Here is a 21,253-nt window from a genome sequence, read left to right as displayed (position 1 = left end):
GTCAGGGACCGGTCAGGACGACGAGCTGCCCGGTCGCCCGGGTCATCGCGACGTAGCGGTCCACGGCGCCCTCGACGCCGGTGCCGAACGCCGTGCGCTCGTCGAGGACGACCAGGTCGAACTCCAGCCCCGTGACCAGCTCCGGGCCCAGCGAGCGGACGCGGGACGTCGCCGGGAACGAGGGGTCGCCGACGACGCATGCCGTCCCCTCGGCGTGCGCGGCCAGCCAGTCGTCCAGGACCGCACGCAGTTCCGCGGCAGGTCGGTGGACGACGGGGACCCCGCTGCTGCGGACCGAGGCCGGCACGTTGGCGTCCGGGAGCACGGCCCGGATGACCGGCTCGGCCTCCGCCATCACCTCCGCCGGCGTCCGGTAGTTGACGCTCAGCGAGGCCAGGGTGACCTCCTCGAACCCGACCCGCCGCAACCGCTCCTCCCACGACTCGGGGAACCCGTTCCGCGCCTGGGCCCGGTCGCCGACGACGGTGAAGCTGCGCGACGGACAGCGCAGCAGCAGCATCTGCCACTCGGCGTCGGTCAGCTCCTGGGCCTCGTCGACGACGACGTGCGCGAACGGGCCGGCCAACGCGTCCGGGTCGACGGTCGGCAGGGCGGCCTCGTCGACCAGGGCGTCGCGCAGGTCCCGGTGGCGCAGGGAGGTCATCAGCAGCAGTTCGGAGTCGTCGGCCGCGATCAGCTCGTCGATGACCCCGGACATGCGCTCCTGCTCGGCGGCGACGACGGCCTCCTGCCGGCGCGTGCGGCCGAACGCCTCCCTGTCCCCCAGCCGCCGCCGGGCGGCGTCCAGCAGGGGGAGGTCCGACACCGTCCAGGCCCGGGGGTCCGCACGTCGCAGCGCCCGGACGTCGTCCCGGCTCAGGTGCGGCGCGCACCGGCGGAGGTAGGCCGGCACCGACCACAGGTCGCCGACCAGGTCGGCAGGATCGAGCAGCGGCCACGCGCGGTCGAGGTCCTGCTGCAGCGACGCGCGCAGGACGTCGTCGGACTCCGCGCCGTCGTCGGCGTCCCGGAGGATCGCGAGCAGCGCCCGCCAGACGTCCTCGCGGGCCTCGTTGTGCGGGGTGCCGGGCTCCGGCGCCTCGAGTGCCTCGGCCCAGTCGTCGGGGCCGAGCCGGAACCCGGCCGTCCCGGTCTCGACCGTCGTCCCCCGTCGCGGGGGCTCCTCGTAGAACCGCACCGCTGCATCGACCACCGCTCCGACGTCTAGCGACGCCTTCAGCCGGGCAACGTCCGGGTCGGCCTCGACCCCCGCCGCGGCGCCTCCGGGCACGAGGTCGCGCACCGTGCAGATCCGCACGCCCTCCTCCCCGAGGCCGGGCAGGACGTCGGAGACGTAGGCGAGGTAGGGCTGGTGCGGGCCGACGAACAGCACGCCGCCCTGGCGGGAGCCCAGGCGCGGGTCGGAGTACAGCAGGTGGGCGGTGCGGTGCAGGGCGACGACGGTCTTGCCGGTGCCCGGGCCGCCGTCGACGACGAGGGCGCCGCGGGACCCCGCGCGGATGATCGCGTGTTGGTCGCTCTGGATGGTGCCGAGCACGTCGCGCATCCGCCCCGTCCGGGCGCCGCCCAGCCCGGCGAGGAACGCGGACTGGTCGTCGAGGGCGGCGGCGTGCCCGGCGAGCGCCTCGGCGGTGAACACCTCGTCCCAGTAGTCGCTGATCCGGCCGCGGGTCCAGCGGTACCGGCGGCGGCTGACCAGGCCCATCGGGTCGGCGTGGGTCGCGGCGAAGAACGGCTCGGCCGCCGGGGAGCGCCAGTCCACGAGCAGCCGGCGGCCCGCCGCGTCCGCCAGGCCGAGGCGCCCCACGTACACCGGCTCGGCGCCGTCCGCGCGGACCATGCGGCCGAGGCACACGTCCGCGCCGGAGCGACGCAGGGTGTGCAGCCGGGCGGACAGCCGGTGCACCTCCAGGTCGCGGTCCAGCGCCCCCTGGCCCCTGCCACCGGGTGCCGAGCGCTCGGCAGCGAGGCGGGCGGACAAGTCGGCGACCGCCCGCTCGAGACCCGCCGCGACGGCCGCGAGGTGCCGCTCGTCCTCGGCGACCAGCGCCGGGTCGGCCTTCGCGGCGAGCCGCTCCGGGAGGTCGAACACGCCGGTCTCCGGCCGGGGCGGTCCCGGCCTGGGCACCGGCACCCCACCCGGCGCGCTCGCGCCGTCGACCCCGGCCCGGCGGTCCTGCGTGCATCCTGCGGACACGGCCATCCCCCTCGCTCGTCGGCTCCGGCCGGCGAGTGTGCGGCCCCACCCGGGTCTTGCCACAAGCCCCCTGGTGCGCTATACGGTCGAGTGGGACGGGGCCTCCTGCGCGGACAACGGCGTCACAGCCGGCCGCTGCGGGCGACCGGCACCAGCCGCACGGCCAGCAGCGCGACCAGCACCGCGGCGACCACCAGCGGCACCCACGCCGGCGCGGAGCGGGCCCCCAGCGCCATGAGGAACGGGACGGCGAAGCCCAGGTAGGCGCACGCCAGGAACACCGAGGTCAGCTCCCCGCGGCGGGTGGGCGCGGCCAGCCGGCCGGTGGCGGTGAGCCCGGCCGCCAGGCACAGGCCGCCGCCCGCGCCGAGCAGCGGCCCGCCGGCCAGCAGCCACGGCCACGCGTCGGTGGTGACGAAGACCGCCGCCGCGGTGTAGCCCGCCGCGCCCAGGGCGGCCCCGGTGACCGCCGTCCACGGCCCGAGCCGGCGCTGCAGGCCGGCCACCAGGGTGCCCGCGCCCAGCGTCACCCCGGCGAGGACGCCGGTGACCGCGACCCCGCCGGCCGGCAGCTCGCCGAGCAGCGGCACCGCGGAGATCACCGAGGACGGGAAGGCGTAGACGCACACCGCGACCGGGGCCAGCACCGTGACGGCCAGCGCCAGGCTGCCCGGGGGCAGCAGCGGGACGGCCGGGTCGCCGGCGGACCGCCGTCCGCCCGGGTGCGGCACGACGGTCTCAGGCAGCCGCACGGCCAGCGCCAGCCCGGCCGCGACGAGCACGACGTGCAGCAGGTAGGGCAGCACGGTCGGCGCCGGCGCGAACTGGCCGAGCAGCCCGCTGGTGAGCGGGCCCAGGGAGAACCCGGCGGTCATGGCGAACGCGGCCCGCCGCCCGCCCGCGCCCTCCCCGGAGGCCAGCGACAGCTCGGCGATCCAGGCGCTGGCGACGCTGAAGACGACGCCGCTCACCACGCCCTGCAGGAAGCGGGCGGTGAACAGCAGTACCAGCGACCCGCCGGCCGCGGCGAAGGCCAGCGACGCCAGCCCGGCGAGCACCACGCCGGGCAGCGCGACGCGGCGGCGGCCCAGCCGGTCCGACAGCGGCCCGGCGAGGAACAGCGCGGGCACCAGGCCGGCGGCGTAGCAGCCGAACAGCGCGGTCAGCACCTCGGCGGAGAGGTCCAGCCGCTCCTGGTAGACCAGCAGCAGCGGCGTCGGGACGTTGGTGCCGGCCGCGACCGCGAACAACGTGAACACCGCTCGCCTCCAGGCCACCGCGGCACCCTACGGAGCGCGGCGCCGGTGCCGCCCGCGGCGGGCGGGGAGGCCGACGGGACGCTGCGGGGTGCGCGGGGGCAGACTCACGGTGCCGACGGCGACCCGACGAGGAGGACCCCGTGCGCGATGCGGTCATCTGTGAGCCACTCCGGACCGCGGTGGGGGGGTTCGGCGGCGCCCTGCGCGACGTGCCGGTCCAGGACCTCGCCGCCACCGTCGTCCGCGCCGTGATGGAGCGGACCGGCCTGCCGCCGGAGACGGTGGACGACGTCCTGCTGGGGCACTGCTACCCGACGATGGAGGCCCCGGCCCTCGGCCGCGTCGCCGCGCTGGACGCGGGCCTGCCGGTGACCGCCTCGGGCATCCAGGTGGACCGGCGCTGCGGCTCGGGCCTGCAGGCGGTGCTGTACGCGGCGATGCAGGTGCAGACCGGCGCGTCCGAGGTCGTCCTGGCCGGCGGCGCGGAGTCGATGAGCAACGCGCCGTTCTACTCCACCGCCATGCGCTGGGGCGTCAAGGCCGGTCCCGGCGTGCTGCTGCAGGACGGGCTGGCCCGCGGCCGGGTCACCGCCGGCGGGCAGCACCACCCGGTGCCCGGCGGCATGCTGGAGACCGCGGAGAACCTGCGCCGGGAGTACCGGATCAGCCGCGAGGAGCAGGACGAGTACGCCGTCCGCAGCCACCACCGCGCCGCCGCGGCCGCCGAGGCCGGCCGGTTCGCCGAGGAGGTCGTGCCGGTGACCATCCGGGGCCGGAAGGGCGACACGGTCGTCGACCGGGACGAGCACATCCGACCGGACTCCAGCGTGGAGACCCTGGCGAAGCTGCGGCCGATCCTCGGCAGGGACGACCCGGAGGCCACCGTCACCGCCGGCAACGCCAGCGGGCAGAACGACGGCGCCGCGGTGTGCGTGGTGACCTCGCCGGAGAAGGCCGCCGAGCTGGGCCTGCGCCCGCTGGCCCGGCTGGTGTCGTGGGCCGTGGCCGGCGTCCCGCCGAAGACCATGGGCATCGGCCCGGTGCCCGCCACGGCCAAGGCGCTCGCGCTGGCCGACGTGAAGCTCGCCGAGGTCGACCTGATCGAGCTCAACGAGGCGTTCGCCAGCCAGGTGCTGGCCGTCGCCCGGGAGTGGGGCTTCACCGACGCCGACTGGGAGCGGACCAACGTCAACGGCTCCGGCATCTCCCTCGGCCACCCGGTGGGCGCGACCGGCGGCCGGATCCTCGCCACCCTGACCCGCGAGATGGCCCGCCGCGACGCCCGGTACGGGCTGGAGACGATGTGCATCGGCGGCGGCCAGGGCCTCGCCGCCCTGTTCGAGCGGGTCTGAAGGAGGACCACCCTCCCCCCACACGCCCCTGGAGGGTGGCCGATCCACCCCGTCCTCTCACCACCGGAGTTGCCGCATGTCCAGCCCCACCGCCCAGCAGCGGGTCGCGATCGTCACCGGCGCGGCCCGCGGCATCGGCGCCGCCACCGCCCTCCGCCTGGCCCGGGACGGCTTCGCCGTGGCCGTGCTCGACCTGGCCGAGGACGACGCCCGCGGCACCGCCCAGGAGATCGAGGCCGCCGGTGGCCGGGCCCTCGCGGTGGGCGCCGACGTCGGCGACGCCGGCCAGGCGCAGGCCGCCGTCGACCGGGTGGCCGCGGAGCTCGGCCCGCCGGTGGTGCTGGTCAACAACGCCGGCGTCACCCGGGACGCCATGCTGTTCAAGATGACCGACGCCGACTGGGACGTCGTCATGCACGTGCACCTGCGCGGGTCCTTCCTCATGACCCGCGCGGTGCAGCAGCACATGGTCGCGGCCGGCTGGGGCCGGGTGATCAACCTGTCGAGCACCTCGGCGCTGGGCAACCGCGGCCAGGCCAACTACGCCGCCGCCAAGGCCGGCCTGCAGGGCTTCACCAAGACCGTCGCGGTCGAGCTCGGCCGGTTCGGCGTCACCGCCAACGCGGTCGCCCCCGGCTTCATCGCCACCGACATGACCCGCGCCACCGCCGCCCGCATCGGCCGCGACTGGGAGGAGTACGTCGCCGAGCGGGCGGCCGCGATCCCCGTCCAGCGGGCCGGGCGCCCCGACGACATCGCGCACACGGTGTCGTTCCTGGCCAGCGAGGGTGCCGGCTTCGTCTCCGGCCAGGTCCTCTACGTCGCCGGCGGCCCCCGGAACTGAGGGCCCCTGCAGGGGCCCGCCGCGAGCCTGCGAGCGGTCGGGCAGGGGGTCCCCGCTCAGGACCGCAGGGGCTCCCACCGGCCCTCGAGCGCCCGCTCGACCGCGGCGGCCATCCGCCGCACGTCGTCCTCGGTGCGCCCGGCCGGCACCTCCTCGAGCGACTGGGCGGTCAGCGCCGCGCAGTGCTCCCGCACCGCCTGCCGCTGCTCGGCGCTGCGCGCCCGCCAGCCCGCCTCGGCGAGCAGCGAGAACAGCCGTTCGACGACGGTGGTGTCCTGCCGGCCGTAGCTGCGGACCTGGGTGACCGCCAGGTCCAGCAGCGCCCCGTGGTCCCACGACGGCAGCAGCAGCCGGACGACACCGTCGTCGCCGGTCACCCGGCGGTGCCAGGTGTCGCGCGAGCTGAGCTGCCCGATGAGCGCGGAGACGTGCGACAGCGCGTGGACGGCGGTCGTCGGGTCGTTGATGCCGGGGGAGAGCGCGCGGGCGGCGATGTCGACCAGCTTGCGCAGCCCGTAGCTGGGGTCGGCCGCCGGGGACCGCTCGAAGGACAGCACCACGTGCCGCGCCAGCGCCGCCTCCAGCTCGTCGGCGGGCGGCCACGCCGCCGGGTCGTCGGTCCACGCCCAGGCCAGGGGCGTCCCGGCGACGACCGATTCCCCGGGACGGCGGTCCAGCCGCAGCACCGCCCCGCAGCCGGCCAGCGTCTCCAGCAGCGGCGCCGCCTCGACCCGCACCAGGAAACCGCTCGCGCGGGCGCACAGCGGACGGGCGTGCCCGGGCACCGCCGGGAGCGGCGCGTCGGGCTGGTCGTCGGCCGCCAGCTGCCCGACCAGCCGCCCGAGGGTGGTGGTGGCCTCGGCGTGCACGTCGCGCATCATCGTCTCGACCCGCAGCTGGCGGGTCTGGTGGGCGAGGAACGTGACCAGCGCCGCCACCGAGGCCAGGCTGAGCAGCAGCGCCACGGTCACCGCCAGGCGGGGCACGAACGAGGAGTCGTCCGACTCGTCCTCCGAGCGCACGCTGCGCAACACGACCAGCGCGTACACGAAGGTGCCGAGCAGCACCCCGAGGCAGACCTGGACGACGCGGTCGCGGACGAACGTCTGCAGCAGCCGCGGCGAGTACTGGCTGCTGGCCAGCTGCAGCGTCACGATGGTCAGCGAGAACAGCAGCGTGGTCACCGAGATGATGGAGCCGGCGATCGTCGAGAGGATGCCGCGCGCCGCCGACGGCCCGCCCTCGAACACCAGGGCCAGCGGCCGCTGACCCGATTCCAGCACCTCGTCCAGGACCGGCAACCCGATGCCCAGGCCGACGGCCAGCACGATGGCCGCCGTCGGCAGCGGCCACAGTGCACCGGTGACCGCCTCGCGGACCCTCGCCAACCTGCCCTGCCCGGTCACGACGACGGGTCCCGGTCGGGGTAGCGGGCCCGGGCGAGGGCGTACACGCCGAAGGCGGCGAACCCGGCGGCCACCGCACCGAGCAGCCAGGGCCCGGCGCGGACCGAGCCGATCGCGGTCAGCGCGCCGTCCAGGCCGGTCGCCGTGGAGATGTCGGCGGTGCTCGCCGCCCGCCACAGGAGCACGCCCACCAGGCTGAAGGCGATGCCCTTGGCGACGTAGCCGACCCGGCCGACGGCCTCGATGACCGGCTCCCAGCGGTCGGGCGCGGCGGGCAGGTCGATGTCCTTCATGAAGCCGCCGGTCACCCCCCGGGCCAGGGTGTAGAGGCCGACGGCGGCCACCCCGGCCGCGACGGCGTACACCAGCAGCGCGCCACCGGGCACCTCCAGCGCCTCGCCGGTCAGCTCGCGGAACCGCTCGTCGGCCTGGTACTCCCAGCCGAGCGCGAACAGCAGCGCGGTCACGCCCAGCACGGCGTAGACGCCCGCCTTGGCCAGGCACTTCGTGCACACGAACGCCGTCCGCAGGCGGTGCGCTCGGTCCAGCAGCCCGCGCCACCACAGCAGCACCTCGCCGGCCTGCCACAGCGCGAGGGAGAACAGGCCCAGCCCGATCAGCCACAGCAGCACCGTGCCGCCGGGGCTGTCGGCCACCGCCTGCAGGGCGCCGGTCTGGTCGGCGTCATCGCCGTCGACGCCCCGGGCCAGCGCGACCGCCAGCCAGCCGATCAGCAGGTGCAGCACGCCGTAGGCCACCAGGCCCACCCGGGCCACCGCCGCCAGCACCGGGTGGTCGGTGACCTCGCGAGCCGACTCGAGGAGGCGTCCGATGCGGCCCCCCTGCCGGGGGAGGACCCCGTCCCCCTCACCGTCCGCAGGCTCGCGGCGAGCCCCCGGACGGGGCCACGAGCGGTGGGGGGCGAGGGGTTCCTCCATCAGGTCCGCTCGGGATAGCGCGCCCGGACGAGGCAGTAGGCGCCGAACGCGGCGATGCCGACCGCGACGACGGTGAGCAGCCACTGGCCGAACGGCACGGTCAGCAGGCTGCGCAGGGCGCTGTCCAGGCCGCTGGCGTCGGCCGGGTCGTACGTGACCGCGGCCCACACCAGCAGCGCGCCGACCAGGCCGAAGGACACGCCCTTGGCGGGGTAGCCGGCCTGGCCGAGGCGGGTCACCAGCCGGGTGGCCTCCGGCGGCGCCTCGCGGAGGTCGATCTCCTTGAGGAACCGCTTGGTGATCCCCTTGTGGACCAGGTAGCCGCCGATGCCCACGATGCCGAGGCCGAGCAGCAGGACGATCCAGCGCCCGGCGGGCAGGCCGAAGATGCCGGCCGCGGCCTGCTGCTCCTGACCGCCGGACTGTCCCCCGCCGGTGGCGTAGCGCACGGCGAGCACCGCGATGGCCACGTAGAGGACGGCCTTGGCCACCGCCTTCACGACCGTGACCACCGCCTTGTTCCGCGCCTCCCCGGACGCGGACAGGCCGCCGCGCCAGCGCAGCGCCTCGGCGGCCTGCCACGCCGCCAGCGCCGCCATGCCGATCGCGAGGACCCACAGCAGCACCGTGCCGAACGGCTGCTGGGCCAGGGTGGCCAGCGCCCCGCTCTGGTCGGGCTGGGCCGCGCTGCCGCCGACGCCCCAGGCCAGCTGGACGGCCAGCCAGGCGATGAGCAGGTGCACGACGCCGTAGGCGACCAGCCCGACACGGGCCAGGTGCTCGAGGGTGTCGCTGTTGCCCGCGCGGTCCGCGGCGCCCGCCGCCCGACCCGTCGTCCCGCCCATGGCCGGCTCCTCCCGCACTGCCTCGCACCGTCCCCGGGGGCACCAGGGTGGCACAGCGCCGGTGCTCCCGCCGGGTGCTCCGGCGCCGGTGGGGGACACTCGGTGCCGTGGCGAGCGCGATGACGGCGGTGGCGGGGACGAGCCCGGAGCGGGCGCGGCGGGCGTGGCCCGCGTGGATGGCCGGCGGCGCCGCCCTGCTCGGAGTGGCAGCGGCGGCGGTGTCCTGGACCGGCGGCGGCGCCCGGCTGCTGCTCGGGGTGGGCGGCGTGCTCGCGGTCGCCCGCGCGGTGCCCCTGGTCACCGGCGGCCGGGGCGCGCCGGGCGCGACGGTCGGGGCGGCGGGTGGCGTGGCCGTCGCGATGGCCCTCGGTCCCGCCGGCGTCGCGGGCTGGGCGGTGCTGGCCGCCGTCCCGGCGGTGCTGCTCGCCGGGGCGGTGACCCTGCTGCGCCGCGGGGGAGCGGTGCGCCGCAGCGGGCAGGCCGCGCTGGTCTGGTGGGTGCTGGTGACCGGCCTGCTGGCCGTCACCGGGCTGGTCGCCGGGTGGCCGCGCGCCGCGGGGGCCGCCACCGTCGTCGGGGCGCTGGGCCTCGGCCTGCTCGGCGTGACCCTGGTCGTCGCGGCCCTCGACCTGCGTGCCGCGGCGGCCCGCCCGGCGCCGGCCCGGCCGGCGGCCTGTGCCGGCTGCGCGTGCAGCGCCGGCGGCTGCGGCATCCCGCGCTGACCGCCCGCCCGGTGCCGCCCGCGCGCGCGGCGGCCGGTTCGCCGCCCGCGCAGTGGGCACCCCTGCACCCGTGACCGGACACGTCTTCGTCGTCGGGGCCGACCTCCGGCGGCTGGTGTGCGACGACGTCCTGGTGCCCACCGACCGGTCGCTGCGGGTCACCTCCGAGTGGCGCCACCTCCTCCCCGACGACGTGGTGACCAGCGAGGACCCCGACGGGGTGTGCCTCGGCCTGGCGTGGCGCGACGGCGAGCGGGTGCTCCGGGTGCCCGGCGGGCGGGCCGGTGAGCGCGGGCTGTGGCTGGTCGACACCGTCGACGAGCAGCAGCGCGACGGCGAGGACGCGCTGCGCTGGCTGGTCGACGGGGCGCGGCTGGCGCTGACCGCGGTGGCCCGCCGCGAGGTGTCCGCCCCGGTGCACGGGCGGGCCCGCCGGCTGGTCGCCCTGCCGGCGCTGGGCACCGGCTGGGGCGGCGCCGCCGGGCAGCGCGGCACGCTGCTGCAGCGGCTGCTGCCGGTGCTCCGCGAGGGCGCCGCCGAGCACGGCTTCGACGTCGCCCTGGTGCTGCGCGGCCCCAGCGACCTGGCCGCCGCCCAGCGGGTGCGCCGCGCGGAGCCGGACAGCTGGGACCTGCCCGAGCACCTGGCCGAGCTGGCCGCCGACCTCGGCGAGCGCGCCCGGCGCGGCCAGCTGGCCGCCTTCGTCGGCGCCGGGGTGAGCGCCGCGGCCGGGCTGCCGACCTGGGAGCAGCTGCTCGACGAGCTGGCCGGGCGCACCGGCCTGGACGACGGCCTGCGCGCCGGCCTGGCCCGGCTGCCGGCGCAGGACGCCGCGGCGCTGCTGGCCCGCGAGCTCGGCCGGGAGGAGCTGGAGCGCTACGTCCAGGAGCGGTTCGGGCCGGGCCAGTACGCGCTGGCGCACGCGCTGATCGCCGACCTGCCGGTGCAGGAGTTCGTCACCACCAACTACGACCCGCTGGTCGAGCTCGCCGCCGCCGACATCGGCCGGGACCTCGCGGTGCTGCCCTTCGACGAGGCCGAGCCCGGCCGGCCGTGGCTGCTCAAGCTGCACGGGGACGCCGCGCACCCGGCGAGCATCGTGCTGACCCGCGAGGAGTACCTGCAGTTCGGCGACAGCCGCGCGGCGCTGGCCGGGGTGCTGCACTCCCTGCTGCTCACCCGGCACGTGCTGTTCGTCGGCACCTCCATGCAGGACGACGACCTCATCCGCATCGCCCACCAGGTGCGCAGCGCCGTCCAGGCCCCCGGGGCGGCGCCCCGCCGGCGCAGCGGCACCGTGCTCACGCTGACCGACGACCCGGCCCGCGCCCGGCTGTGGGAGCGCGACGTGCAGACCGTGGCCATGGCGCCCGCGGACACCCCGCCGGCGGAGGCGGCCCGGCTGCTGGAGGTGCTGCTGGACTGCCTCTGCTGCCTGTCCACCCCGCCCACCGGCTACCTGCTCGACCCGGCATACCGGGGGATGCTCTCGGGGGAGGAGCGGGCGCTCGCCGCGGCGCTGCAGCAGGTGGAGGGCGCGGTGCCGGAGGGCGCGACGTCGTCGGCGGTCGGCGAGGTCGCCGCGCTGCTGCGGCGGCTGGGCTCCCGCCGGACGGCGGCCGGCGGGCCCCCGCCGCCGGACGAGGCCAGCGCGCCCCGCGACGACCGCCTGCAGCAGCAGCGCGCCGGTTAGCGCGGTGTGAGCGGCGGGGGGCCTGGGCAGGGGCGACCCGTGCGCCGACTCGAGAACAGCCTCCTGCTGATCGCCAAGGGCTACGGCTGGCTGCCCGACGCCCGCCGGGCGCGCGGCCGGCGCACCGTCGCCGCGCGGCTGGGCGGGCTGCCGGTGCTCGGCATCGAGGGCCCCGCCGCCGCCCGCTTCCTCTACGACGAGGACCACGTGCGCCGCGCGCACGCCGTCCCCGAGCCGGTGCAGGGCACGCTGTTCGGCAAGGGCGCCGTGCACACCCTGGACGGGGCGGCGCACCGGGCGCGCAAGGCGCTGTTCGTCGGCCTGCTGATGGACGACGACCGGGTCGCCGCGCTGGTCGACCGCGTCACCGCCGCCTGGGACACCGCGGTGCCGGGCTGGGTGCAGCGCGGCGAGGTCGTCCTGTTCGACGAGGCCGCCGAGGTGCTCACCCGGGCGGTGTGCGGGTGGGCCGGCGTCCCGGTGGCCGACGGCGACGCGCCGTCCCTGGCCCGGGACCTGACCGCCATGGTGGACGGCTTCGCGACCGCCGGCCCGCGGCACTGGCGCGCCCGCCGGGCGCGCGGCCGGCGCGAGGCGCAGCTGGTCGGGCTGGTGCAGGGTGTCCGCGACGGCACGGTGGCCGCCCCGCCGGGCTCGGTGCTGGACACCGTCGCCCGGCACCGGGACGCCGGCGGCGAGCTGCTCGACCCGCACACGGCCGCCGTCGAGGTGCTCAACGTGCTCCGCCCGACCGTCGCCGTCTGCTGGTTCGTCGCCTTCTCCGGGCACGCGCTGGCCCGCTGGCCGCAGCACCGCCCGCGGCTGGCGTCCGGCGACGCCGCCTTCGCGGAGGCCTGGGCGCACGAGACCCGCCGCTTCTACCCGTTCGCACCGTTCATCGGCGGGCGCGCGCCCCGCGCGGTCGAGTGGGACGGCGAGCGGGTGCCGGCGGGCACGATGGTGCTGCTGGACCTCTACGGCCAGGACCACGACCCCGACCTGTGGGGCGACCCGTACGCGTTCCGGCCCGAGCGGTTCCTCGACCGGGAGATCGGCCCCTTCGAGCTGGTGCCCCAGGGCGGCGGGGACCCGAGCACCGGTCACCGCTGCCCGGGCGAGCAGGTCACGATCGCCGTGCTGTCCGCGCTGGCCGTGCGGCTGGCCCGGCTGCGGGCCGACCTCCCCGAGCAGGACCTGTCCATCTCGCTGCGGCGTATCCCCGCCCGCCCGGCCAGCGGGGTGCGGCTGCGGGTGCGCGGGGCGGGCACCGGCGGGTAGCCGGCGGGTGCCCGCTCAGCCGCCGACGTGGATGCCCGGGCGGCGGGTCGGGTCGGGCTCGACCTCGCGGAGGATCTCGCGCACCACCGGCGGGGTGTCGCCGCGGCCCAACAGCAGGTAGCGCAGCAGGTGACCCAGCGGGTTGCCCTCCGTCCAGGCGAAGTGCGCGTGCGGGCGCACGCCGGTGGCGTCGCGCAGGGCCAGCAGCACGGCGGCGATGGCGTTCGGCGCCGCCGGGGCCTCCACCCGCAGCACCCGGTGGCCGTCCACCTGCTCCCCGCGCACGCACAGCACGCCGCTGAAGCCGGAGGGGTCCACGACGTCCACCTCCAGGAACAGCACGTCGGCCGTCCCGGGCACCGGGTTGAGCTCCCGCTGCTCGGCCTCCTTGGCGGCGTACTCCGCGACGTCCCCGGTCTGCCGCCGGTTGGCCACCAGGTGCAGCCGGCCGTCGTTGCGCAGCGAGTCGGTGACGAAGCGGCGGGCCGCCTCGTCGAACTCGATCCGCTCGGCGCGCAGCTCGGTGGTGCGGCTGACCCGGGACACCAGCGAGAGCGTGATGATGCCGATGATGAAGAAGGCCGAGATGGTGATCCCGTCGGGCTTCTCGATCACGTTCTCCACCAGCGCGTAGAGCAGCACCAGGGTGAGCACGGTGGAGCCGACGACCCGCCCGCGCTGCCTGCGGCGCAGCGCCGAGACGGTGACCGCGAACGCCGCGGAGACCATCATCGCCAGGATCCCGGTGGCGTACGCGCCGGCCTGGGCGTCGACGTCGGCCTGGAAGACGAAGGTGATCAGGATGCTCACCGCGGTGTAGACCAGCACGACCGGCCGGACCGCCCGCCCCCACTCCGGCGCCATCCCGTAGCCCGGCAGGTAGCGCGGCACGATGTTGATCAGGCCGGCCATGGCCGAGGCGCCGGCGAACCAGAGGATCAGGATGGTGCTGACGTCGTAGGCGGTGCCGAACGCCTCGCCGAGTTGCTCGTGGGCGAGGTAGGCCAGCGCCCGGCCGTTGGCCTCGCCACCCTCGGCGAACGCCTCCGGCGGGATGAGCACCGTGGTGACGAAGGTGGTGGCGACCAGGTAGAGGCTCATGATCAGTGCCGCGGCGGTCAGCAGCCTGCGGGTGTTGCGGACCCGCGCCTCCAGCCGCTCCTCCGGCGTCCGCCCGTCGGCGGCGACCAGCGGCATCATGCTCACCCCGGTCTCGAAGCCGGACAGCCCCAGGACCAGCAGCGGGAAGGCCACCAGCGCGGGCAGCAGCAGGTCCGACAGCCCGCTCCCGCCCTCGGTCAGCCGGTCGGTCCAGCCGTCCAGCAGGGCAGGGTCGGCGGCCATGTCGGCCACCCCGACCCCCACGATGACCAGGTTGAGGGTCAGGAACGCCGCGACCAGCGGGATGGCGATGGCGACGGCCTCGGTGAAGCCGAGCAGGAACACCCCGCCGAGGAGCAGCAGCAGGCCCACGGTGAGCGCGACGGCCTGGCCCTCGAGCGCGTCGGGGAAGAACGGGTTCTCCACCACGTGCACGCTGGCGTCGGCCGCGGACAGCGTGATCGTGATGATCCACGAGGTCGCGACGAAGCCGAGCAGCACGAGGACGAACACCTTGCCGCGCCAGAAGGGCAGCAGGTCCTCCAGCATCGCCACCGAGCCCTGGCCGTGCGGGCTCTCCCGGGCCACCCGGCGGTACATGGGCAGCACCCCGAGCAGGGTGAGCGCCACGATGAGCAGCGTGGCCAGCGGGGACAGTGCGCCCGCGGCGAGTGCGGCGATGCCGGGCAGGTAGGCGAGCGTGGAGAAGTAGTCGACGCCGGTCAGGCACATGACCTGCCACCACGGGTGGCCGCGGTGGCTGGGCTCGACAGCGTGCGGACCCTCCGGCTGCACCCGGTGGCGCAGCAGCCACCGGGTCACCGCGCCGGCCGGTGCCCCCGCCCGGCGCGGGGTGTCGACGCAGGCCGGGACGGCGAGCTGCTGTTCGGGCAGGACCATGGACGTCGTCCGTTCTGGGAGGGGTGTCCGGCGGCTGCTACCCCCGGAAGGGCGCCGCAGCGCAATGGTCAGGACAACCGGGCCAGCTCCGCGGGCAGTTCCCCGGGGGAGAGGACGCCGAGTCGCTGGGTGGGCCGGGTGAGCGCGACGTACAGGTCGTTGTGCCCGCGCACACCCTCGTCGAGCACGCGCCGGGGGTCGACGACGAGCACCCGGTCGAACTCCAGGCCCTTGGCCTCGCCCGGGGTGAGCACCACCGGCCCGCGGGAGGAGTCGGCGTCCGGGCCGGAGGAGACCCCGTCCACCCGGGCGGCGAGCGCGGCGGCCAGGCCGGCGACCCGACCGGCCGGGGCGACGACGGCGGTGGTGCCCTCCTCGGCCGCCCAGCCGGCGACGACCTCCACGGCGCGGGCGGCGAGCTGCTCCTCCCCGGTCACCTCCGCCCACGGCGCGGCCGGGGCCGGCCGGACCGAGCGCGGCGCGGTGGCCCCGGTGCCGCCGGCGGCGAGGACGTCGGCGGCGACGGCCATCACCTCGGCCGGCGTCCGGTAGTTGACGGTGAGCTCGGCCAGCCGCCAGGCGTCCCCGACGTGCGGGCGCAGGGTCTCCGCCCAGTCGGAGGCGCCGGCCGGCGAGCCGGTCTGGGCGAGGTCGCCGACGGCGGTCATCGACCGGGTCGGGCAGCGGCGCACCAGCAGCCGCCAGGCCATCGGGGAGAGCTCCTGGGCCTCGTCGACCACGACGTGCCCGAAGGTCCAGGTGCGGTCGGCGGCCGCCCGCTCGGCGGTGCTGCGGGTGTCGACCGACCGCTGCCGGTCGGCCAGCTCCTCGGCGCTGATCAGGTCGCCGGCGCTGAGCACCTCCTCGTCCAGGTGCCGGGCGGTCAGGGCGTCGTCGTCCAGGTCGACCGACCGCGAGCCGTGCAGCACGTCGAGGGTCTCCTGCGCCTCGGCCAGCCGCCGCCGGCGGTCCCGCTCCTCGCGGGCCCGCTGCGCGCCGTCGTCGAAGCCGAGCAGCTCCTCGGCCTCCTCGAGCAGCGGGACGTCGGCCGGCGTCCACGGCGACCCCTTGCGCCGGTGCAGCAGCGCGCGGGTCGCGTCGTCCCACCCCGGGGTGGCGGCCGCGACGCGGGCGGGGTCGGCGAACAGGTCGGTCAGCAGCCGCTCGGGGGTGAGCACCGGCCACAGGTCGTCGACCAGCAACCGGACGGCGGGCTCCTCGGCGACCTCGCGGCGCAGGGCGGCGGTGTCCTCGCGGTCGAGCAGGTCGGCCCCGCCGTCGATGCCGGCGCCGATCCGCTCGGCGTAGCGCCGGGTGAGCAGGTCGACGACGCGGCGGGCGAACACTGGCCGGGCCAGGTTGTGCAGCCGCTCGGCCCGGCGGGCCGCGGCCTGCGCGCGCCGGACGTCGACCGGCCGCAGCCGCAGCGCGAAGCCGTCGACGGTCACCTCGACCGGGTCGCCGGGCACCACCTGCCGGTCGGCGACCGCGCGCTCGAGCACCTCGACCATCTCCAGCCGGCCCTTGACCGCCGCGCTCGCGGGCGGCTCGGTGCCGCGGGCGTCCAGGCCGGGGCGCAGCTGGCCGAGCCCGGCGAGCAGCACGCCGGTCTCGCCGAGGGAGGGCAGCACGTCGGCGATGTAGCGCAGGAACGTCGGCGTGGGGCCGACGACGAGCAGGCCGCGGCGGGCCAGCCGCTCGCGGTGGGTGTAGAGGAGGTAGGCCGCGCGGTGCAGCGCGACGGCGGTCTTGCCGGTGCCCGGGCCGCCCTGGACCACGAGGACGCCGCGGTCGTCGGCGCGGATGACGGCGTCCTGCTCGGCCTGGATGGTGCGGACGATGTCGGTCATCCGGCCCGTGCGGGCGGTGTCCAGCGCCGCCATGAGCGACGCCTCGCCGGTCAGGCCGGAGGTGGCCAGCCCGCCGGTGAGCAGCTCGTCGTCCAGCCGGACGACGGCGCGCCCACGGGTGCGGATGTGCCGGCGGCGCTCGACGCCCAGTGGGTGCACCGGGGTCGCGGTGTAGAACGGCCGCGCCGCCGGGGCCCGCCAGTCGACCAGCGCGGGGTCGCCGCCGGCGTCGTCGGCGGCCAGCCCGATGCGGCCGATGTAGAGCGGGCCGCCACCGGTGCGGTCGATCCGGCCGACGCACAGGCCGGCCTCGGCGGCGTCCAGGGCGGTGACCCGCTCGGTCTGGAAGCGGACGGTGGCGTCGCGCTCCTGCAGCGCCTGCGGGTCGACCGCGGGCCAGGCGATGGCCTGCCGCAGCCGGTGCTCGGCCAGGTCGCGGGCGGCGTCCAGGCGGCCGTACAGGTCCTTGACGTACTGCTGCTCGGTCTCCAGGTCGGGGTGGGGAACGACCTCGTGCTGCGTCGTCGGCACTGCGCGTCTCTCTGTCGGGACCCGTCTGCGGACACAGACGAACGCCCATGGTGCCCCCGCATTCCCCCCGGTGCCGCGAGGCGCTCCCGGGCCGGGGCCTCGTGCCCGCCCCTGGCAGCCGATGAACGTCCGACCTGGGCGTCTGCCCTTGCGTGGTGAACTCTCCGAACATGCGATCGACACGTGACCGACGCCGTCCTCGCCGCCCCGGGTGTGGTGGCGCCCGCGGTGGGGTGAACCGCGGGTCCGTCGGGTGTGGTGCAGGCCGCTGGGACCACCTGGGCCGTGAGCCAGGCCGGGCGGGTGACCGCCGCCGACGACGCGCTCGCCGCGCTGGCCGCGGCCGCCGACGCCCAGCGCGGGGAGCTGGCCGCGCTGCTCGCCGCCACCGGCGGGGCGGGCTGGCCGACCGGCCCCGGATCGCGGTCACCGACGCGGTCACCGGGGCGCTGCGCGCACCCACCGACCTGCCCGGGCTGCGCCGCGCCGGGCACAGCGGCCGCCCCGGCCTGGGCCCCCCCCCGCCCGGCCGGCGGCTACCGGCCCGGCCCGGCGCTGGACCGGTGGGTGCGCGCCCGCGACCGGCGCTGCCGGTTCCCCGGCTGCCGCCGCCGCATCCCCGCCGCCGGCGAGCTGGACCACCTCCGCCGCTGACCCGACGGGCCCACCGCCGCGGCCGACCTCGCCTGCTTCTGCACCACCGACCACCGCGGCAAGCACCAGGCCCCCGGCTGGACCCACACCCTGGGCCCCGACGGCACGCTGACCGTCACCACCCCCACCGGGCCGACCGCCGTCACCGACCCCCCGCCCCACTGACGGCCACGCCCTCGCCCGTCGCCGGGCCCATCGGCGCGCGGCGGGCGCGTGGGACGGGTGGGCCGGCACGCGGCGCCGGTGGCAACCCGGTGGTCATCTGGGCGACACGTGGGCTGCCTACCGTCGGGGAGCGATCCCTGGAGGTGCCCCATGAGCCCGACCGCCACTGACCGGCAGACCGACCCCCGGCTGCGGCACAGCCCCGGTGCCCGCCTGCGCCCGCGCCCCGACCTGGGCGCCTGGACCTGCCCCAACTGCCGGCGGGTGACCCACCCGCCGCGCAAGCGCTGCAGCGACTGCGGCACGTCCCGCTACTGAGCCGCCGCCGCCGCGGCGGAGCGCGGCGCGGGCCGGGACAGGAGGGACCCCGGACGGATACCGTGCGGCGGTGAGCGTGATCGCCCGGAACCGGGTCCGCGTGAGCGGGGCCGACGACGGGCGGCCGATGGTCTTCGCCCACGGGTTCGGGTGCGCCCAGGAGATGTGGCGCCTCGTCGCCCCCGAGTTCGAGCGCGACCACCGCGTCGTCCGGTTCGACCACGTCGGCGCCGGCGGGTCGGACCTGTCGGCCTACGACCCCGGCAAGTACGGCTCGCTGGACGGGTACGCCGCCGACGTCATCGAGATCTGCCGGGCGCTGGACCTCGACGACGTCGTCCTCGTCGGGCACTCGGTGAGCGCGATGATCGGCGTCCTGGCCGCGGCCCGAGCCCCGGGGCTGTTCGGCGCGCTGGTCATGGTCGGGCCCAACCCCCGCTACGTGGACGACGAGGGGTACACCGGCGGCTTCTCGCGGGAGGACGTCGCGGCGCTGCTGGAGTCCCTGGACGCCAACCACCTGGGCTGGTCGGCCGCGATGGCCCCGGTGGTCATGGGCAACCCCGACCGTCCCGAGCTGACCGCCGAACTGGCCGACAGCTTCTGCCGCACCGACCCGGACATCGCCCGGCACTTCGCCCGCGTCACCTTCCTCTCCGACAACCGCGCCGACCTGCCCGGCGTCCGGGTGCCCACCCTGGTCCTGCAGTGCAGCGCCGACGCGATCGCCCCCGAGGCGGTGGGCCGCTACGTGCACGAGCAGGTGCGCGGCAGCGTGCTCACCCAGCTGCGCGCCACCGGGCACTGCCCGCACCTGTCGGCCCCGGCGGAGACCACCGCCGCGATCCGCGCCTTCCTCGGGTAGCCGGGGTGGACGCGGCGCGGCGACCCGACCCCCGGGAGGGCCCGGCGGGGTTGCGGCGGCTGCTGGAGGACGACCCGGCCGACCTGTACGAGAACGCGCCCTGCGGGTACTTCTCCGCGTTGCCCGACGGCCAGGTCGTCAAGGCCAACCGCACGTTCTGCGAGTGGACCGCCCGCCCGGTGGGCGAGCTGGTCGGGCAGCGCTTCCAGGACCTGCTCGGCGTGGGCAGCCGGGTGTTCTACGAGACCCACCTGGCCCCCCTGCTGCGCATGCAGGGCATGGTGCGCGAGGTCGCCCTGGACGTCGTCCGCGCCGACGGGTCGCTGCTGCCGTGCCTGGTCAACGCCGTCGAGGTGCGCGACGACCGCGGGGCGCCGCTGCTGGTGCGCGCGACGGTCTTCGAGGCCACGGCCCGGCGCCGGTACGAGCGCGCGCTGCTGGCCGCGCAGCGGGCGGCCGCGGAGTCCGAGCGCCGGGCGCGCACGCTGCAGCAGGTGGTCTCGGAGGTGTCCGCGGGTGCGTCGGCGCGGGACGTCGCCCAGGTGATCGTGCGCCGCAGCCGGGAGGCCGTGGGGGCCAGCGGCGCAGGGCTGTGGCTGGGCCGGGAGCGGCGGGGGACGACGCGGTCCGAGCTGTCGCTGCCGCCGCTGCGGCTGGCCGCCTCCGACGGCATCCCCGCCGACCTGCTGACCGCGATGGAGGCCGCCGCGCTCGGCGGGGCCGAGCTGGTGCGCGACGGCGGGGTGCACACGGTGCCGCTGGGCGCGGGGCTGCGCGCGGTGTGGCCCGGGCTGGCCGCCGCCATGGCCGACGCCGGCCAGGAGGCGCTGGTCGTGGTCCCGGTGGACGCCGACTCCCGGCACCTGGGCGCGCTGGTGCTGCTGCTCGGGGTGACCGGGGACAGCGGGCTGATCGACCTGGCGCCGCCCGGCGACCGGGGGACGCTGGCGCAGGCCGATGCCGAGCTGCTGGCCACGGTGGGCCGCCAGGCGGGGCAGGCGCTGGAGCGGGTGCGGCTGTACGAGGAGACCGCCCGCTCGGCCGAGCGCTCGGCGTTCCTGCTGGACGCCGCGCGGCTCATGGCCGCGGCCGGCGACGTCGTCGAGACCGCCGAGCGGCTGGCCGAGCTGGCCGTCCCGCGGCTGGCCGACCTGTGCGTCATCGACCTGGCCACCGAGCGCGGGCTCACCCGCCCCGCGGCCCGGCACGGCGACCCGGCGCGCCGCGAGCTGGTCACCGAGCTGGAGCTGCAGCACCTGCCGCACCGCGGGGCGCCGCACCCCAGCGTGCGGGCGATGGAGCTGGGCCGGACGGTGTGGATCCGGGAGGTCACCGACCGGTGGCTGGCGGAGGTCACCACCGACCCGCGGCACCTGGAGATCGCCCGCGCGCTGGACCTGGTCACCATGGTCTGCGTGCCCCTGATGGCCGGCGGGCGCAGCCTCGGCGTCATCACGCTGTGCAGCGACCGGCGGCGCGGGCCGCTCACCCCGGCCGACGTCGAGGTCGCCGAGCAGCTGGCGCTGCAGGTGTCGCAGGTGGTGGACAAGGCCCAGCGCCTGGAGCTGGAGACCCGGACGTCGCACACCCTGCAGGCCAACCTGCTGCCCCCGGCCCCGCCGCCGGTGCCCGGGCTGGCGGCCGCCGTCCGGTACCTGCCCGCCAGCCGCGGCGCCGACGTCGGCGGCGACTTCTACGACGTCGTCCCGCTGCCCGGCGGGCAGGTGGCGCTGGCCGTGGGCGACGTCGTCGGGCACGACATCACCGCCGCCGCGGTCATGGGGCAGCTGCGCAGCGTCTACCGGGCGCTGCTGGGCGACCGGCCGGCGCCCAGCGAGGTCATCGAGCGGCTGCAGTCGGCCTGGTCGCTGCTGGGCCTGCAGCGGATGGCCACCGCGCTGTTCGCGGTGCTCGACCCGGCCACCGGCCGGCTGCAGGTCGCCTCCGCGGGGCACCCGCCGCCGCTGCTGGTCGACGGCGGGACGGCGCGGCTGCTCGACGTGCGGCCCAGCCGGATGCTCGGCGCTCCGCCGGCCGACCACCCGGCGCAGGAGTGGACCGGGGTGCTGGCACCGGGCGCGACGCTGCTGCTCTACACCGACGGGCTGGTGGAGAGCCGGGAGGCCGACATCGACCTCGGCCTGGCCGCCCTGCTCGACGTCGCGGCGCGGGTCGGCAGCACCGGGCCCGACGAGCTGTGCGACCGGGTGGTGGCCGAGCTGGCCAGTGGGCTGCGCGCCGACGACGTGGCGCTGCTGGCCATCACCCGCTGCGCGTAGCACCGGCCCTGGCGCCCGGTGCACCGGCGCGCGAC

General features: G+C 77.2%; 16 protein-coding genes. 9 read left to right on the top strand and 7 right to left on the bottom strand.

Going from position 1 to position 21,253, the window contains the following annotated elements; genetic code table 11:
• Nucleotide 1: 1 nt before the first annotated feature.
• Both helR and CHB98_RS17860 read right to left on the bottom strand, forming a co-directional pair.
• The gene (gene helR, locus CHB98_RS17865; RefSeq protein ID WP_089307038.1) at nucleotides 2–2,113 is read right to left on the bottom strand and encodes an RNA polymerase recycling motor ATPase HelR; all 2,112 of its coding nucleotides are present in this window, start codon (nucleotides 2,111–2,113) and stop codon (nucleotides 2–4) included.
• Between the two features lie 227 nt (nucleotides 2,114–2,340).
• Complete coding sequence (locus tag CHB98_RS17860; protein ID WP_179224651.1) at nucleotides 2,341–3,495, bottom strand: MFS transporter; 1,155 nt, start codon at nucleotides 3,493–3,495, stop codon at nucleotides 2,341–2,343.
• 122 nt (nucleotides 3,496–3,617) lie between these two features.
• Between CHB98_RS17860 and CHB98_RS17855 the strand changes: the two genes are divergently transcribed.
• Nucleotides 3,618–4,829, top strand: coding sequence for an acetyl-CoA C-acetyltransferase (locus CHB98_RS17855; RefSeq protein ID WP_089306954.1), 1,212 nt, complete (start codon nucleotides 3,618–3,620; stop codon nucleotides 4,827–4,829).
• Nucleotides 4,830–4,905: 76 nt separating this feature from the next.
• The gene (gene fabG / locus CHB98_RS17850; RefSeq protein WP_089306953.1) at nucleotides 4,906–5,673 is read left to right on the top strand and encodes a 3-oxoacyl-ACP reductase FabG; all 768 of its coding nucleotides are present in this window, start codon (nucleotides 4,906–4,908) and stop codon (nucleotides 5,671–5,673) included.
• A 56-nt stretch (nucleotides 5,674–5,729) separates the two neighbouring features.
• On the opposite strand, the gene CHB98_RS17845 is transcribed toward fabG, so the two are convergent.
• The 3 genes from CHB98_RS17845 to CHB98_RS17835 form a co-directional block, all read right to left on the bottom strand.
• A complete protein-coding gene (locus tag CHB98_RS17845) occupies nucleotides 5,730–7,061 on the bottom strand; it encodes a DUF2254 domain-containing protein (RefSeq protein ID WP_179224649.1) in 1,332 nt (443 codons plus the stop codon).
• A gap of 14 nt (nucleotides 7,062–7,075) precedes the next feature.
• Nucleotides 7,076–7,867: a DUF1206 domain-containing protein gene (locus tag CHB98_RS17840; RefSeq protein WP_245821345.1), complete on the bottom strand. Its 792-nt coding sequence runs from the start codon at nucleotides 7,865–7,867 to the stop codon at nucleotides 7,076–7,078.
• 149 nt (nucleotides 7,868–8,016) lie between these two features.
• Nucleotides 8,017–8,862, bottom strand: a complete 846-nt coding sequence (locus CHB98_RS17835; RefSeq protein WP_089306950.1) for a DUF1206 domain-containing protein — start codon at nucleotides 8,860–8,862, stop codon at nucleotides 8,017–8,019.
• A 107-nt stretch (nucleotides 8,863–8,969) separates the two neighbouring features.
• Between CHB98_RS17835 and CHB98_RS21830 the strand changes: the two genes are divergently transcribed.
• The 3 genes from CHB98_RS21830 (at nucleotide 8,970) to CHB98_RS17820 (ending at nucleotide 12,555) form a co-directional block, all read left to right on the top strand.
• Entirely contained in the window at nucleotides 8,970–9,584 is a 615-nt protein-coding gene (locus CHB98_RS21830) for a hypothetical protein (protein WP_179224647.1), read from the top strand.
• A 70-nt stretch (nucleotides 9,585–9,654) separates the two neighbouring features.
• On the top strand, nucleotides 9,655–11,277 hold the full coding sequence (locus tag CHB98_RS17825) for an SIR2 family NAD-dependent protein deacylase (RefSeq protein WP_089306948.1): 1,623 nt from the start codon (nucleotides 9,655–9,657) through the stop codon (nucleotides 11,275–11,277).
• Nucleotides 11,278–11,316: 39 nt separating this feature from the next.
• Nucleotides 11,317–12,555 (top strand): cytochrome P450, encoded by a 1,239-nt coding sequence (locus CHB98_RS17820; RefSeq protein WP_089306947.1) that lies wholly within the window; start codon nucleotides 11,317–11,319, stop codon nucleotides 12,553–12,555.
• A gap of 15 nt (nucleotides 12,556–12,570) precedes the next feature.
• Here the strand turns inward: CHB98_RS17820 and CHB98_RS17815 are convergent, their stop codons facing one another.
• Nucleotides 12,571–14,556 (bottom strand): APC family permease, encoded by a 1,986-nt coding sequence (locus tag CHB98_RS17815; RefSeq protein ID WP_089306946.1) that lies wholly within the window; start codon nucleotides 14,554–14,556, stop codon nucleotides 12,571–12,573.
• A gap of 68 nt (nucleotides 14,557–14,624) precedes the next feature.
• Nucleotides 14,625–16,937, bottom strand: coding sequence for a HelD family protein (locus tag CHB98_RS17810; protein WP_089306945.1), 2,313 nt, complete (start codon nucleotides 16,935–16,937; stop codon nucleotides 14,625–14,627).
• Nucleotides 16,938–17,222: 285 nt separating this feature from the next.
• Between CHB98_RS17810 and CHB98_RS17805 the strand changes: the two genes are divergently transcribed.
• The 4 genes from CHB98_RS17805 (at nucleotide 17,223) to CHB98_RS17795 (ending at nucleotide 21,218) form a co-directional block, all read left to right on the top strand.
• The gene (locus CHB98_RS17805; RefSeq protein ID WP_143425124.1) at nucleotides 17,223–17,591 is read left to right on the top strand and encodes a hypothetical protein; all 369 of its coding nucleotides are present in this window, start codon (nucleotides 17,223–17,225) and stop codon (nucleotides 17,589–17,591) included.
• A 315-nt stretch (nucleotides 17,592–17,906) separates the two neighbouring features.
• Nucleotides 17,907–18,074, top strand: a complete 168-nt coding sequence (locus tag CHB98_RS21825; protein ID WP_179224645.1) for a hypothetical protein — start codon at nucleotides 17,907–17,909, stop codon at nucleotides 18,072–18,074.
• A 70-nt stretch (nucleotides 18,075–18,144) separates the two neighbouring features.
• Nucleotides 18,145–18,939, top strand: a complete 795-nt coding sequence (locus CHB98_RS17800; protein ID WP_089306943.1) for an alpha/beta fold hydrolase — start codon at nucleotides 18,145–18,147, stop codon at nucleotides 18,937–18,939.
• Nucleotides 18,940–18,944: 5 nt separating this feature from the next.
• Nucleotides 18,945–21,218 (top strand): SpoIIE family protein phosphatase, encoded by a 2,274-nt coding sequence (locus CHB98_RS17795; RefSeq protein ID WP_089306942.1) that lies wholly within the window; start codon nucleotides 18,945–18,947, stop codon nucleotides 21,216–21,218.
• The last annotated feature ends 35 nt before the right edge of the window (nucleotides 21,219–21,253 follow it).

Source organism: Geodermatophilus pulveris (assembly GCF_900188375.1).
Lineage (GTDB): Bacteria > Actinomycetota > Actinomycetes > Mycobacteriales > Geodermatophilaceae > Geodermatophilus > Geodermatophilus pulveris.
The sequence above is the reverse complement of the archived record's forward strand: the minus strand, read 5'-3'. Positions and strand labels throughout refer to the sequence as shown.

Bases quoted from the DNA above. Each gene is read 5' to 3' on its own strand.
- fabG (WP_089306953.1), top strand. From the start codon at position 4,906: ATGTCCAGCCCCACCGCCCAGCAGCGGGTCGCGATCGTCACCGGCGCG.
- CHB98_RS21825 (WP_179224645.1), top strand. From the start codon at position 17,907: ATGAGCCCGACCGCCACTGACCGGCAGACCGACCCCCGGCTGCGGCAC.
- CHB98_RS17835 (WP_089306950.1), bottom strand. From the start codon at position 8,862: ATGGGCGGGACGACGGGTCGGGCGGCGGGCGCCGCGGACCGCGCGGGC.
- CHB98_RS17815 (WP_089306946.1), bottom strand. From the start codon at position 14,556: ATGGTCCTGCCCGAACAGCAGCTCGCCGTCCCGGCCTGCGTCGACACC.